A 14,175-nucleotide genomic window follows, 5' to 3' on the forward strand; every position below is an offset into this window, starting at 1 on the left:
GGCCCGCGCCGTTTCAGAACATCCGCGAGATCGAGAATTTCACGTTTCGACCCGGTGCCGTGCGGGTCGACAGATGTGGCGTATAGGTTTTGTCGAACGCGTTCTCTAGCCCGACGCGGAACTGCGTATCTTTAAGGATACCGCTTTGCGGGACATAGGTGGCGCGCAGATTATGGACGCCAAAGCCTGCCGAGGTCTCGCCATCGTTTGTTACGGATTTGCTGCCCACGACCTCCCAGCTCAGGTCGAGTTCGTTGCCGAATTTCTTGCCTACGGTGACCCGCAGACTGTCCGCAGGCAGCAACCGCCAGTCGCCAGAAACGCCGCCCGGTTCATACTCTGTCCCGCGCACCACATTGGCGTTCACGTCGAAGTAAAGACCGGTGTCCAACGCGTAAGAGGCTTCAAGCTCCAGCCCAGAGGTCTCGATCCGGTCCAGTGCCGGTGCAGGCGGGCGTACCCCCGAAACCGAATAGCTGCTGACATCGGTCAAGGTCGTCTCGTAGTAGACACCCTTGATCGCGAATTGGTCACCGCTGCGGAACAGATCATGACGGTCAAACGAGGCGCCGATCTCGTATGTCTCGGCTTTCTCGGATTCAGTGATCGCGGCATCGGTGCCCAGATGGTCGATCATCGGCAGCCCTTCGGTGTAGGCAGCGCTGGTGAACAGGGCCAAACCATTCCCCAAGGCATAGCGCACCGACAGTCCGCCCATCAGCGCGTTGTTATCATAGGTGCCATCATTCGGCGCCGCTGATCCGGTGATCTTCGACGTCTCGTAGCGCAGCGCAGGTGTCACGGTCCATGCACCGCCGATGCGCATATCATCCACCGCGTAGACCGCGATGCGACGGTCTTTGCCGCCGGGGGCGTTGCTGGCATCAAGGCGTTCTTTGTGGATCAGCTCTAGCCCCGTGCGCAGATCATGCGAGACAGCGCCCGAAGCGAACAGGCTTTGGTTTTTGAACGCCAGTTTCGTTGTTTGATACCGATGATCCGCATTTGCCAAGGCAAGAACACCGGCCCCTTGCGGGGTGCCCTCAAGGGGTGAGCTGCCCGAGACATAGCTTTGGTCGATCTGTTGGTCGGCGTAGGACAGCACGACATCTAGGTTCACCAGATCATTGTCAGTTGGGTTAAAGTTGTACTTGAGCACCGCGGTGGTAGACTCTGTATCGCGGTCAACGGTGCCAAAGGAATCCGCAGTGGTGGTAAAACTGTCAAAAGGCACGTCGCGATCGCTTGCTGTGGTGCGCGACAGGCTGAAGGTCAGCGATTGATCGCGGTTCTGGCCAAAGCTGTATTTCGCCTTGATCAGACCCGATGGTAGAGTGAAGGCGCTGTTTCCGATAGTCGCCCCGTCCCCATCCACTTGGTCGTTCTGGTCGCGCCACGTGTAGTTCAGCAGAAACTCCATTTCTTCGGTCGGTTGCCACGCCAGCACGCTGGAAGACGTGATGCCGTCGCCGTTCGTGCTGAACTCCAGCGTTTGGCCCAGCACATAGCCAAGCTCACCGCCCGTCAGATCCGACGCGTCTTTCGTCTCAAGCCGGACGACACCGCCCACGATGCCGGACCCGTATTCAAAGCTGCCGACGGACCCCCGGATCACATCGACTGATTTGTAAAGGAACGGGTCGGTGAACAGCTGGGTGCCGATCCGGTAAAGCCGCTCTGCCCCGGTGGTGGCCCCGTCGATCTGCACGGCGACTTTGGAATCCGCACCGTAGATATCGTTCGCGCCGAAGCCGCGGATGTTGATGCCGGACCCTTGCGGGGTGGACCCGTTCACAAGGCTTACGCCGGGAACTGAATCGATCAGCTCTGCCACGGTGCCTGCCTGACGGTCGTCGATCTCTTCTTGGTCGACGGTGGTGATGGATACTGCCGTATCGGTCTGCACCTCGCGTTTGCTTTCGCCCAGAACGAGGGTGCCCAGAAATCCGTCCTGCGCGGCGAGGGGGAGCGGGGTGAGGGATAAAAGTATCAGGCTTGTCGTGCCCCTCAAGAGGGCACGGGTTCCAGCGGCTTTGGTCATCGAAGACATCCTTGCAAGCAGTAGGTTTGACGGTTTGCTTGCGAGGGGCTGGCGGTGAAAAAAGTGGCGCTAAATGTTTGACGCTCTTGCGGGTTCTAAAAAGACCGACTAAAAGTGTCAACATTAAAGGGCAGGTTCTGATCTGCGCCTTTGCCAGCGGATGCCCGACGCGCGTCGCCAGCCCCCTCTCTTTTAATCTATATGGCGAAGGTGCTGCATGACCCATTCCGTTCCCCCGACCCCCGAGGATATTCGCGCCTTTCGCGCCGACCACGCGCAGTTGCGCGAACGTGATGTGGCCGACAAGCTCAAGATCAGCGAGGCGCAGTTGCTGGCGGCGTATACCGGCGATGGCGTGCGGCGTATCAATGCGCACCCCGACGAGATCATGCGCGCCGCCCAGACTCTGGGCGAGGTTATGGCGCTGACCCGCAACCCGTCCTGCGTGCACGAAAAGGTCGGCACCTACGATAACTATCATCCCGGTCCCCATGCATCGATGATCCTCACCGACGACATCGACCTGCGCCTCTTTCCCAGCCGGTGGCATCATGCCTTTGCGGTAGAGAAGGAAACAGACGCCGGTACGCGCCGCAGCCTGCAGGTGTTCGATGCGGCGGGGGATGCGGTACATAAGATCTTTCTGCGCGACGGGTCAAATGTGGCGGCCTTTGACCGCGCCAAAGCCGGGCTGATGCTGGAAGATCAATCCCCCTCCGTTGACGTGGTGCCGCGCGAACCTGACGAGGTGCCGAAATCCGACCTGTCGAAACTGGACATCCTGCAAAAGGAATGGGCGCGACTGACCGACACGCATCAGTTCTTGCGCCTGACCTCCAAGCTCAAGATGAACCGGTTAGGGGCCTACCGCATCGCAGGCGAACCCTTTGCACGCGCTTTGCAGCCTTCTGCTGTCGATGCCATGCTGCATCAGGTGGTCGCGCAAGAGCTTGAGATCATGGTCTTTACCGGCAATCGCGGGTGTATCCAAATTCATTCGGGCCCGATCACCACGCTGAAATCCATGGGCCCGTGGCAAAACGTGCTGGACCCACGCTTTAACTTGCATCTGCGGCTTGATCACATCGCCGAGGTCTGGGCAGTCGACAAGCCCACGCAACGCGGCCCCGCTGTTTCGGTCGAGGCCTTCAACAAGGACGGGGGGCTTATCCTTCAGGTCTTTGGCGTCGGCAAGGAAGGGCGCGATTGTCGTCCCGCATGGGGCAAGCTTGTCGCGGGGCTGGAGAGCCTGAATGTCGAGGTGCCCGCATGATCCGCGCTTTCACGACAGGTATCAGCGTCGCGGCGCTTGGCCTGATCACAGCACTGTCCGCCACGGCACAGGAACCCACAGGGGGCGTCGTATCCATCGGCGGCGCAGTGACAGAGATCGTCTTTGCCCTCGGCGCGCAGGATCAGCTGGTTGCGCGGGATACGACCTCCAGCTATCCGCCTGAAGCCGCTGCCTTGCCGGACGTGGGCTATATGCGCGCGCTCTCGCCCGAGGGGGTGCTGGCTACAGGCCCCAAGCTGATCATCGCCGAGGAAGGTGCCGGACCGCCCGAAACAATCGAGGTGCTAACGCAGGCGGATATCCCCTTTGTCACCGTCCCTGATGACTATACCGTCGAAGGGGTCAGCGCCAAGATACGCGCCGTCGGGCAGGCGCTTGGGAAAGGGCCGCAGGCCGAAGCGCTGGCTGCGGAAGTGCAGCAAAAGCTGGCAGCCGTATCCCGTGCGACGCAAGACCGACCGGAGGCAGAGCGTAAACGTGTGATGTTTATCCTCAGCACCCAAGGCGGGCGGATCATGGCGTCGGGCACGGATACGGCAGCGGCTTCGATGATAGAGCTGGCTGGCGCGGTGAATGCGGTCACTGGGTTTGCGGGCTACAAACCAATCACGGACGAAGCCGTGCTGGCCGCAGCGCCCGATGTGCTGGTGATGATGGCGCGTGAAGGCGATCACAACAGCACCGAGGCAGAGTTGTTCGCGATGCCTGCCATATCCGTCACCCCTGCAGCGGCCAGCCGGTCTCTGGTGCGGATGGACGGGCTTTATCTGCTGGGGTTCGGACCGCGCACGGCAGATGCGGTCACCGATCTGCACGCCGCGCTTTACGCCGACTGATCCGATGACAGCGCTTTCAGATTTCGCCCCGCCCCGCGACCGCCGTCGTGCCGCGCGCAAGGCGCATGTGTGGCTGGCGGCCGTTCTGGCGGTCGCCGCGATTGGCAGCCTCGCGATCGGGGCGTCGGGCACATCGCTGTGGCACGCCCTGGTCAAGATCGTGACCGGTGCGCCGTTGACGCAGCTTGAACAGGTGGTGCTTTGGGATATCCGTTTGCCGCGGCTGATCATGGGCATCTGTGTCGGGGCCGCGCTGGCTGTGTCAGGCGCGGTGATGCAGGGGCTGTTTCGCAACCCGCTCGCGGATCCGGGCCTGCTTGGGGTAAGTGCGGGTGCCGGATTGGGCGCGATCGTGGCAATCGTTCTGGGCGGGCTGTTGCCGGTGGCTGTGCTCACCATGGCAGGCTTTTGGCTGATCCCGCTGGCGGCCTTTCTGGGCGGATGGGCGGCAACCTTGCTGCTATATCGCGTGTCGACTCGGCGCGGGCGCACCTCTGTCGCGACGATGCTGCTGGCGGGGATTGCCTTGGGCGCGCTGACAGGGGCCTTGGGCGGGCTGCTGATCTATTTCGCCGATGACACCCAGCTGCGTGATCTGACGTTCTGGGGACTCGGCTCGCTTGCCGGTGCCACATGGACCAAGGTCGCCATCGCTGGGCCGCTGATCCTTCTGGCGACGGGTGTGGCATTGCGCATGGGCGGCGGGCTGAACGCGCTCGCTTTCGGGGAGGCGACGGCCGCGCATATGGGGGTGCCGGTGCAGCGGGTAAAGCATACCGCCATCCTCACGGTCGCCGCCGCGACTGGTGCCGCGGTCGCCATGTCCGGCGGGATCGGTTTTGTCGGGATCGTCGTGCCCCATCTGTTACGTCTTGCCACGGGGCCGGATCACGAACCCCTGCTGGTGAACGCTGCGCTGCTGGGGGCCACGCTTTTGCTGACCGCCGACATCATCAGCCGCGTCGTCATCGCGCCCGCGGAACTGCCCATCGGTTTGATCACCGCCATTCTGGGCGCACCGGTGTTTTTCTGGATCCTGCTGCGGCGCCGTGGGCTGGTGGACTTGTGATGCTGCACGCCTGCGATATTGTTGCCCGTATTGGCAAGAAAGAGATTCTGCACGGGGTCGATTTCACCGCCAATGCGGGCGCGCTCACAGCGATTGTCGGCCCTAACGGCTCGGGCAAATCGACGCTGCTCAAGGCGATCACGGCCGAGGTCGATTTCACCGGCCTCGTTCTGCTGAACGGCGAAAACGTCGCCGACCTGCACCCGTGGGAGATTGCCGCGATGCGCGCCGTGCTGCCGCAGGCAGGAACTCTAGCGTTCCCCTTTACCGCGGCCGAGGTCGTGCGCATGGGGCTACGCCGCGGCATATCGGGACACCGCGACGATATCCCCGCTCGCGCCCTGCATGCCGTCGGGCTGGAGGGCTACGCAGACAAGCTTTACCAAGCGCTTTCAGGCGGAGAGCAGCAACGCACGCAGCTGGCGCGCGTGCTTTGTCAGGTCTGGCATCCGGTGCAGAACGGCTTGCCCCGTTGGTTGCTGCTGGATGAACCCGTTGCCAGTCTGGATATCGGCCATCAGCTTATGGTGATGCGACTTCTCAAAAACTTCGCCAATCGCGGCGGCGGCGTGGTCGCGGTCATGCACGATCTGAACCTATCGGCCATGTTCGCCGATCACATGGCGATGATCAAAGACGGCCAGATCCTGAAACACGGCACGCCGGCCGACGTGATGCAAAACGCGGTGCTGTCCCAAGCCTATGGCTGCACCCTGACCGTCAATACGCCCGCCGCAGCCGGTCAAAGCTATATTCTGCCGCATCTCGCAGAGGAGCGTTTGGGGTAGGCCTGCTATCGGATGCTATTGGCAGTTAAAAAACATCTCAAGATTGAATCAGTAATCGGAATACGATTTGGTCAGCTTGCGTTCAAACTTTAACGAGAATACTCCTGCGCAACCCCTAAACGCTTTCAAGCACACGATTGTAAGGGGCTATGTAAGATAGTTTGAGGAATTCTTTGTTAGATGGACGCTGTAATCTCTTGGGTCGATGGAAACGACCCTACACACAAAAAAAACCGATTTGCGGCGATGGAAGCAGCGGGACTTTCACAGGCCGAGCCTTCGAATGCGACTTATGACACACGGTTTGATGACAAGGGAGAAATTTACTTTTGCATCGCATCTATTTTGAAATACGCGCCATTTATTGATCGCATCTATATCGTAACTGCCGACCAGACACCGGCCCATTTGCAAGCCTTTATCGACGAGGGCCTTTGTCCACCGGAAAAAATCCGCGTGGTCAGCCATTCGGAAATTTTCGAGGGGTATGAAGAGTACCTCCCAACGTTCAATTCGCTGTCCATCGAAACGATGCTGTGGCGTATTAAGAATTTGTCTAAGAACTTTTTGTACTTCAATGGGCTCTGTTGCACAAATAGGGGTTTGAGCGGACTGCCCCTTTCCCCAGACGGACTTATCCTACGGGCTCTGTGATGGGTATGCCAAGGGCCGTGTAGCGATTGAGCACCGCGATCCGGACTTGGAGCTCCGCAACCTGCCGATCGAAGTCTCGCGCCATGAGACCTTGGCCGAGGAGTTTGACGCAGTTCATCTTCGTCTCTGCGCGGCTTCGGCGGTGATAGCCGGTCAATTTTCTCCATAAGGCGCGACCGAGATATTTGCAGGCCCTCACGGCTTCGTTTCGCGCGATAGCGCCCGCTGTCGTTGGCTGCCAAAGCTGCGCATTCTTGCGCGGCGGGATGACGGCGGCAGCTCCGCGAGCGGCAATCGCATTGTGGCATCTGCGCGTGTCATAGGCCCCATCGGCAGTGATCGTGGCGATCTCTTGATCCGGTGGGATTTGTTCCAGCAGGTCGGGCAGCATCGGGGCATCGCCGACATTGCTTGTGGTGACCCCGACCGCGCGGATCTCCAGTGTTTCCTCATCCATTCCGAGGTGAAGCTTGCGCCACAGGCGCTTCCTTGGACCGCCATGTTTGCGTGCGTTCCACTCTCCTTCACCCTCGGCCTTGATCCCGGTGGCATCGATCAGCAGGTGGAGAGGTCCCGATCCGCCACGGTAAGGGATGGCGACGCTCAGCGTCTTCTGACGGCGGCACAGGGTGCTGAAGTCCGGGACTTTCCAGTCCAGCCCGGCCAGACGAAGGAGGCTTTCGACGAACCCGGTGGTTTGCCGAAGGGGCATGCCAAACAGCACCTTCATTGTGAGACAAACCTGGATCGCGGCGTCGCTGAACTCGGGCTGACGCCCCCGCTTGCCTGTCGGCGGCGCATGCCACGACATCTCAGGATCAAACCAGATTGATAGCGAACCGCGCTGCTTCAGCGCCGTGTTGTACGAAGGCCAGTTCCTGGTCTTGTACTTGGTAGGGGACCAACTGCTCATGCTCGCCAGCTACCACGCTGGATTCACACAGGGAATCCCTCACCCCATTTGTGCAACAAAGCCACTTCAATGACGATTTCTTCTTTAATGCTCCGGTCACGCAAGATGATTTCTTTGACGCTGATGGCAATTTGAAGGTTTGCGGGCGGGAGAGGTCGGTTAACCCACTTCTCATAAAATTGAGCTTGCGGCGTTTACGCTATAAAATGCTTCGCAAAGGCAATTTACCTGCGCACTATAAAACCGCCCAAGCTACTTCAGCTATGTTGGCGGGCAGAGATAGATATGTTCAACTTGAACACCATCCCCATGTTCTAAATACCGAAACCATGGCGCATTATTTCTCGCAGAATGATGCCGTCTTACGGCGGCAAATCCGTCCGAAGTTTCGCGACGTCTCACAATTTCTTCCCGTAGGCCTCTGCAACCACCTGGAGCTTCAGGCGAACAGGGCTGTGTTGCGCGACACCCGAGAGGTGCTTTATATTAAGCCTACCAATTACTGCGAAGCCCACCTCGTTGAGCTTGCGCAAGCTGAGAAAAAATTTGCGTGCATTCAGAGTTTAGACGAGTTTTCTGATGCTGCGATAGCTCATATCAAGCGTACACTAAGCACAAAGTTTGACGGGTTCATACCAGCCGCTGTCACTCTCAACGATGCATGAAGACCGGCTTGACCTAGACATCAAACATTTGTGCTCTATGTCAACCGACACACCTCGCCAATCACCCAGGACAGACCATGCCGACACAGCCCACCGATAAGATGGCGACAGAGCTTTTGCATGTGCAAGAAGAACTGGCGGCGAAGAATGTTGAGGCGGATGCGCCTAAGAAGCGGTCGCAGCGGGCCTCGCATCGGTTGAACTTTCTCGAAGCGATGATGGAAACTGTGCCGGTTGGCGTCTTGATGACGGATGCCGAGGGACAGATTATCTATGGCAATAGTCACGTCGAAAAGATGGTACGACATCCTGTGTTACATTCGGATGACGTGAACGCCTATGGCGAATGGGTATCGTACCACGCCGATGGGGCCCGTGTGCAGAGCCACGAGTACCCTCTGGCGCGGGTGATCCAGAACCGCGAGGACCATGTCGAGATCGACGTGGAATACCAGCGTGGCGACGGCACCCGTTTTTGGATGCGGATCATTGGCGAGCCGGTGCTCGACGGCGAGGGGGAGCGGATCGGCGCGACCGTCGCCCTGATTGACATCGACGAGGAACGCCGCTTGCGCGAGGCGCAGAACATCCTGATTGCCGAGTTGAACCACCGCGTGAAGAACGCATTTAGCGTGGTGAAATCCATCGTCAGCCAGTCCTTGCGCAAGATGAGCATTCATCGCGGTATCCGCGAAACGATTGACCAACGGCTTAACGCCTATGCGACGGCCCACTCGAAACTGGTGGGCACCACATGGGACCGTGCTGCGATTGGTGCCGTGGCTGCCGATGTGCTCGACCCTATTGGCGGCGGTCGGATCACGTTGAAAGGTCCGGAGGTAGAGGTGCCATCGCGCCAGGCGCTGTCCTTGTCGATGGCATTTTACGAACTGGCGACAAACGCGATGAAATACGGCGCTTTGTCGGTTCCTGACGGTGTTGTGAATTTAACCTGGGAACAAGACAGCACCGCCGAGGGTTCCCCCCTTGAACTTCACTGGGTGGAACAGGGCGGCCCTGCCGCTGAAAAACCCAGCGAAACCGGATTTGGCAGCTTTATCACAGGGCGTGCCCTCGAGGCGGAAACGGGCGGGAAAATCGATACGGTTTTCGGGCCGGATGGATATGAATGGCATTTGAAGATGCCGCAACAGACGGAAGAACAGGCAGCAGAATGACAAATCAACCTCAGAATATTTTCATCGTCGAAGATGAGGTCGTTGTCGCATTTGAAATGACCGATCTTTTGGAAGACATCGGCTTTAACGTGGTTGGCCCCAGTATCCATCTGGAAGACGCGAAGGCGAAGGCGCGAGACGGAGATATCGATATCGCCTTTCTTGATGTGAACCTTGGGCGAGATAAAACATCGAAACCCGTGGCCGATATTTTACGGGACCGTGGTATCCCTTTCGTATTCATCACTGCATATGACGCTGACCAGATCAGCTTTCTTGGGCCGGATGACCGCGTTGTGAAAAAGCCCGTGAGCAGTCAAAAGCTTATCGAAACGCTGCGCCGCGTATACCCAAGCCTAGAGACTGAGTAAGCTCTCGGAGTAAGCCCGCAGGCAGAAACCCGCGCGCCGCGACACTGCGGCGCAGGGTGGGGCTGTTTTGTGCCCGTGACAACGGCCAGGTGTGAACATATAGTGAACACATGGCTAAGCAATCTGTAGAACAAAAACTGGCAATCCTGAGTGACGCGGCGAAATACGACGCGTCTTGCGCCTCGTCGGGGTCCACAAAGCGCGACTCGCGCGATGGCAAGGGTGTGGGGTCGAACGAGGGGTCGGGCATCTGTCATGCCTACGCGCCGGACGGGCGCTGTATCTCGCTGTTGAAAATCCTGATGACGAATTTCTGCATCTACGATTGCAGTTATTGCATCAACCGCGCGTCGTCCAACGTCACTAGGGCGCGGTTTAGTGTCGATGAAGTGGTGAAGCTGACCATCGAATTCTATCGACGCAATTATATCGAAGGGCTGTTCCTGTCCTCTGGCGTGATTAAATCGCCAGATGCGACGATGTCGGACATGGTGCAGATCGCGCGGAAGCTGCGGCACGAAGAGAATTTTCGCGGCTATATCCACCTGAAAACCATCCCCGACGCCGCGCCAGAGTTGATTGCGGAAGCGGGGCTACTGGCAGACCGTCTATCGATCAACGTCGAACTGCCAACCGACGCCGCCGTTCAGCAATATGCGCCCGAAAAGAAGCCCGACCAGATCCGCAAGGCGATGGCCGATTTCCGGCTGCGTAAAGAGGTGTCGAAAGACACATCCCACACCGGCAAGCGCCCGCCACGCTTTGCGCCTGCGGGGCAGTCGACGCAGATGATCATCGGGGCCGACGGGTCGAATGATGCGGCTATTCTGGGCCAGTCCACGCGGCTCTATTCCAGCTACAAGCTCAAGCGCGTGTATTATTCTGCCTTCTCACCGATCCCTGACAGCTCGGCCAAACTGCCGCTGATCCGGCCGCCGTTGCAACGCGAACACAGGCTCTATCAAGCGGATTGGCTGCTGCGGTTCTACGACTTCCAGCTGGACGAGATTACATCCGTCACCGCGGACGGGAACCTTGATCTTGAGGTCGACCCGAAACTCGCATGGGCGCTGGTGCACCGCGAGGTGTTTCCGCTGGATGTGAACCGCGCCAGCCGCGAGTTGCTACTGCGGGTTCCGGGGTTCGGGGTGAAGACGGTGAACCGCATCCTCTCCACCCGACGCCACCGCACCCTGCGTTACGAGGATCTGATCCGCATGGGCGCATCCATGAAAAAGGCCCGCAGCTTTGTCACCGCGGGTGGCTGGTCCCCCGGCGGGCTGACCGACAGCATTGACCTGCGCGCGCGGTTTGCGCCGCCGCCTGAACAGCTGACGCTATTCTGATGCATCGCGCGGTCATGCCCAAGATCGGCACGGCGCAGGCGTGGCGTGACGCGGCGCGGCAGTTTCTGGCCGCCGGCATCCCGCCCGAGGCGATCCTGTGGGGCGATACCAGCACGGTGTCCGATCTTTTTGGCGGCACCGCCCCGCTGCAGACGGGCGGGCAGGTGACCGTCCCACGCAGCTTTATCAACATGGCGAGCAGTGTCGTCTGGCACAGAGATCCCGAACGGTTTGCGCGGCTTTATGCGTTTCTATGGCGGTTGAAGGACGCGCCGCAGTTGATGACGGATCGCGGTGATGCCGACCTGTCGCGCCTGCGCCGGATGGAGAAGAATGTGCATCGTTGCCAGCACAAGATGAAGGCGTTCGTGCGCTTTCGCGAGATTGGCGCGCCCGATGCCCCCCGCCGGTCCTTTGCCGCGTGGTTCGAGCCTACGTATCATACGATAGAGCCTACAGCGGATTTCTTTGTCCGCCGCTTCAGTGACATGGATTGGCGGATTCTTACGCCGGATGTCTGCGCGATTTTCGAGGGGGGCAAACTGACCTTCCGCGAGGGACAGGAAAAGCCCGCGCTGCCCGAAGACGCGAGCGAACAGCTGTGGATCACCTATTTCCAGAACATCTTTAACCCCGCGCGGCTGATGGTCAAAGCCATGCAGTCCGAGATGCCCAAGAAATACTGGAAGAACATGCCCGAGGCGGCGCATATCCCCCAGATGATCGCCGATGCCCCCGCCCGTGCCCGCGCCATGGCCGAGGCCGCGCCCTCTTTCCCACCGCCACGATTGGCGCAGGTGCAGGCGCAGCTTGCCGCGCATCAATCCGCGTGGGAGGGGCCGAAAGACTCGCTGGCCAAGGACATCGCCGCCTGCACCCGCTGCCCCTTGCATTGCAATGCGACACAGGCCGTACCGGGCGAGGGCCCCATCGATGCCGATCTGATGATCGTGGGCGAACAGCCGGGCGATCAGGAGGATTTGAGCGGGCGGCCCTTTGTCGGGCCCGCGGGGCAGCTCTTTGATCAGATCGCAGGGCAGGCGGGGCTGCAGCGGGACAAGGCGTTTGTGACCAATGCGGTGAAACACTTCAAATTCACCCCGCGCGGTAAACGCCGTCTGCACCAACGGCCCAATGCGTCCGAAATCCAGCATTGCCGCTGGTGGCTGGATGCCGAGATCGCACAGGTCAAACCCACGCTGATTTTGGGCATGGGGGCTACTGCTGCGGAAGGCCTGACCGGACGGCGCGATGCCATCACCGCCCGCCGCGGCACGATCGAACAATCGCCCTCGGGCACGCCGGTCTTGCTGACGCTACATCCCTCGTATCTTTTGCGCCTCCCCGATCCTCAGGCCAAAGCCGAGGCAACTGCCCAATTTCAAGACGATTTGGCCGCCGCCGTACGAATGTTGGCCTAGAACGGCAAAATCTCGTAGGCGACAGTTGCAATATGGCTATAGGATGCCATATACCATCCAAATGGATGGAGAATAGAGATGAGCAACGTCAGGCAGCTACGGGAAAAGCAACCCGAGAATGAAAAGATCACGATCAACCTCGGCTTTGTCGATCTAGGACGGATCGACCTGCTGGTGCAGGAAGGGTTTTATTCTAACCGCAGCGATTTCATCCGCACGGCGATCCGTAAGCAGTTGGATCATCAATCGGAGACGGTGACACGGTCTATCGACCGTCACACAATGGAAATGGGTCTGCGCGATTACTCCGTCGCGGACCTCGAGGCGGTGCAAGCGGCAAATGAAGTGCTGCACATCAAGGTCGTCGGTCTGGCTCGTATCGCGCGGGATGTGACGCCAGAGCTTGCGCTTGCGACCATCGGCTCCATCAACGTGCTGGGGGCGCTTCAAGCCAGCACCGACGTCAAAAAAGCACTCGGCGACCGGATCAGTTAACTCCGGCATCATCCTAAAAAGGAATGCGACATGACAGATGAATTTAACGCGGCCCTGCGCCGTGCCGGAAAACTTGTGCGCGCGGGTAACCCCAAAGCGGCGACCGAAGCCATCCAGAATGCGCTTGGCGCCGGAGGGTTGGGAAGCATGGCGAAAGGTGGCAAAAGCCCCTTTGGAAAAACCAAGATTGGTCGCGGCCTGCGTGAGACGCTTTCCGGGCTGGCGCAATCAACCCTGAACGGTGGTGACAGCATCGAGCCGGACCTGCCCGAGGTTGCCACATTCGACAGCGGCAGCTTTTCCTGCAGCGCAGGCAGCCGTGACTATCGGCTCTATATCCCCAATCTCAAAGGCGCTGCGCCGACAGGTTTGGTGATGATGCTACACGGGTGCAAACAATCCCCTGTGGATTTTGCCAACGGCACGGGCATGAACCAACTGGCAGAGGAGCACGGGTTGATCGTGGTATATCCGGCGCAATCCCGTATGGCGAATATGCAGAATTGCTGGAAATGGTTTGATCCCGCCGACCAGATGCGCGGCGCGGGTGAACCGGCGATCCTTGCAGGGCTGATGCAACAGCTGCAGCGCGACCATGCCATTCCCAAAGGGCGCAGCTTTGTTGCAGGGCTGTCGGCTGGCGCGGCGATGTCTGTGGTGCTGGGGCAAACCTATACGGATGTCTTTGACGCGGTGGGTGCCCATTCCGGTTTGCCCTACCGTGCGGCCCATGATGTGCCATCGGCTTTTGCGGCCATGGGGCAGGGGGCAACAGGCTCTGACACAGGGGAGTTTATCCCGACGATCATTTTCCAGGGCGATGCGGATACCACTGTGAGTGCCGCAAATGCGGACGCGATCGCCAAACACGCCCCAGGCGGACCCGAGGTGTTGGACGACGGCAAAGCGGGCGGGCGCAGTTTTTCCCGCCGTAGCGTGATGGCACCGAAAGGCCATGTCGTGATGGAACAATGGACCGTCTCGGGCCTCGGTCACGCTTGGTCGGGCGGCAACAGCGCGGGCTCGTACACGGACCCTACAGGACCAGATGCAAGCCGCGAAATGCTGCGGTTTTTCCTCAATTTGCCTACGAAAGGCGCATAA

The 14,175-nt window shown here is 59.5% G+C and carries 14 protein-coding genes; 12 read left to right on the top strand and 2 right to left on the bottom strand.

All coding sequences use genetic code 11. From position 1 onward, the window contains the following. Window positions 1-13 precede the first annotated feature (13 nt). Window positions 14-2,041, bottom strand: coding sequence for a TonB-dependent receptor domain-containing protein (locus tag SJY36_RS16775; RefSeq protein ID WP_386176643.1), 2,028 nt, complete (start codon window positions 2,039-2,041; stop codon window positions 14-16). 217 nt (window positions 2,042-2,258) lie between these two features. Here SJY36_RS16775 and SJY36_RS16780 point away from each other — a divergent pair, with 217 nt between their 5' ends. The 5 genes from SJY36_RS16780 to SJY36_RS16800 all read left to right on the top strand — a co-directional run bounded on the left by SJY36_RS16780 (window position 2,259) and on the right by SJY36_RS16800 (window position 6,682). Next, window positions 2,259-3,314: a hemin-degrading factor gene (locus tag SJY36_RS16780; RefSeq protein ID WP_386176644.1), complete on the top strand. Its 1,056-nt coding sequence runs from the start codon at window positions 2,259-2,261 to the stop codon at window positions 3,312-3,314. Next, complete coding sequence (locus SJY36_RS16785; protein ID WP_386176645.1) at window positions 3,311-4,171, top strand: hemin ABC transporter substrate-binding protein; 861 nt, start codon at window positions 3,311-3,313, stop codon at window positions 4,169-4,171. Before SJY36_RS16780 ends, SJY36_RS16785 begins: the two co-directional genes overlap by 4 nt. Before the next feature lie 4 nt (window positions 4,172-4,175). Beyond that, window positions 4,176-5,240, top strand: a complete 1,065-nt coding sequence (locus tag SJY36_RS16790; RefSeq protein WP_386176646.1) for a FecCD family ABC transporter permease — start codon at window positions 4,176-4,178, stop codon at window positions 5,238-5,240. Continuing rightward, a complete protein-coding gene (locus SJY36_RS16795; RefSeq protein WP_386176647.1) occupies window positions 5,240-6,028 on the top strand; it encodes a heme ABC transporter ATP-binding protein in 789 nt (262 codons plus the stop codon). Before SJY36_RS16790 ends, SJY36_RS16795 begins: the two co-directional genes overlap by 1 nt. 180 nt (window positions 6,029-6,208) lie before the next feature. Further along, the gene (locus SJY36_RS16800; protein WP_386176648.1) at window positions 6,209-6,682 is read left to right on the top strand and encodes a Stealth CR1 domain-containing protein; all 474 of its coding nucleotides are present in this window, start codon (window positions 6,209-6,211) and stop codon (window positions 6,680-6,682) included. On the opposite strand, the gene SJY36_RS16805 is transcribed toward SJY36_RS16800, so the two are convergent. Continuing rightward, entirely contained in the window at window positions 6,663-7,595 is a 933-nt protein-coding gene (locus SJY36_RS16805) for an IS5 family transposase (protein WP_386172423.1), read from the bottom strand. The genes SJY36_RS16800 and SJY36_RS16805 overlap by 20 nt on opposite strands. Window positions 7,596-7,645: 50 nt before the next feature. On the opposite strand from SJY36_RS16805, the gene SJY36_RS16810 reads away from it, so the two are divergent. The 7 genes from SJY36_RS16810 to SJY36_RS16840 all read left to right on the top strand — a co-directional run bounded on the left by SJY36_RS16810 (window position 7,646) and on the right by SJY36_RS16840 (window position 14,175). Beyond that, window positions 7,646-8,260: a hypothetical protein gene (locus SJY36_RS16810; protein WP_386176649.1), complete on the top strand. Its 615-nt coding sequence runs from the start codon at window positions 7,646-7,648 to the stop codon at window positions 8,258-8,260. A 77-nt stretch (window positions 8,261-8,337) separates the two neighbouring features. Then, entirely contained in the window at window positions 8,338-9,438 is a 1,101-nt protein-coding gene (locus SJY36_RS16815) for an HWE histidine kinase domain-containing protein (protein WP_386176650.1), read from the top strand. Next, on the top strand, window positions 9,435-9,809 hold the full coding sequence (locus tag SJY36_RS16820) for a response regulator (RefSeq protein ID WP_037966957.1): 375 nt from the start codon (window positions 9,435-9,437) through the stop codon (window positions 9,807-9,809). The genes SJY36_RS16815 and SJY36_RS16820 overlap by 4 nt, the downstream gene beginning before the upstream one ends. A gap of 110 nt (window positions 9,810-9,919) precedes the next feature. After that, a complete protein-coding gene (locus SJY36_RS16825; protein WP_386176651.1) occupies window positions 9,920-11,155 on the top strand; it encodes a putative DNA modification/repair radical SAM protein in 1,236 nt (411 codons plus the stop codon). Beyond that, window positions 11,155-12,576 (top strand): UdgX family uracil-DNA binding protein, encoded by a 1,422-nt coding sequence (locus SJY36_RS16830; RefSeq protein WP_386176652.1) that lies wholly within the window; start codon window positions 11,155-11,157, stop codon window positions 12,574-12,576. Before SJY36_RS16825 ends, SJY36_RS16830 begins: the two co-directional genes overlap by 1 nt. Before the next feature lie 78 nt (window positions 12,577-12,654). Continuing rightward, window positions 12,655-13,071 carry a CopG family transcriptional regulator gene (locus SJY36_RS16835; RefSeq protein WP_237280113.1) on the top strand — a complete coding sequence of 139 codons (417 nt, stop codon included), beginning with the start codon at window positions 12,655-12,657 and terminating at the stop codon, window positions 13,069-13,071. Window positions 13,072-13,101: 30 nt separating this feature from the next. Next, window positions 13,102-14,175 (top strand): alpha/beta hydrolase family esterase, encoded by a 1,074-nt coding sequence (locus SJY36_RS16840; RefSeq protein WP_386176653.1) that lies wholly within the window; start codon window positions 13,102-13,104, stop codon window positions 14,173-14,175.

The organism is Sulfitobacter sp. R86518 (assembly GCF_042466275.1).
Classification (GTDB): domain Bacteria; phylum Pseudomonadota; class Alphaproteobacteria; order Rhodobacterales; family Rhodobacteraceae; genus Sulfitobacter; species Sulfitobacter pontiacus.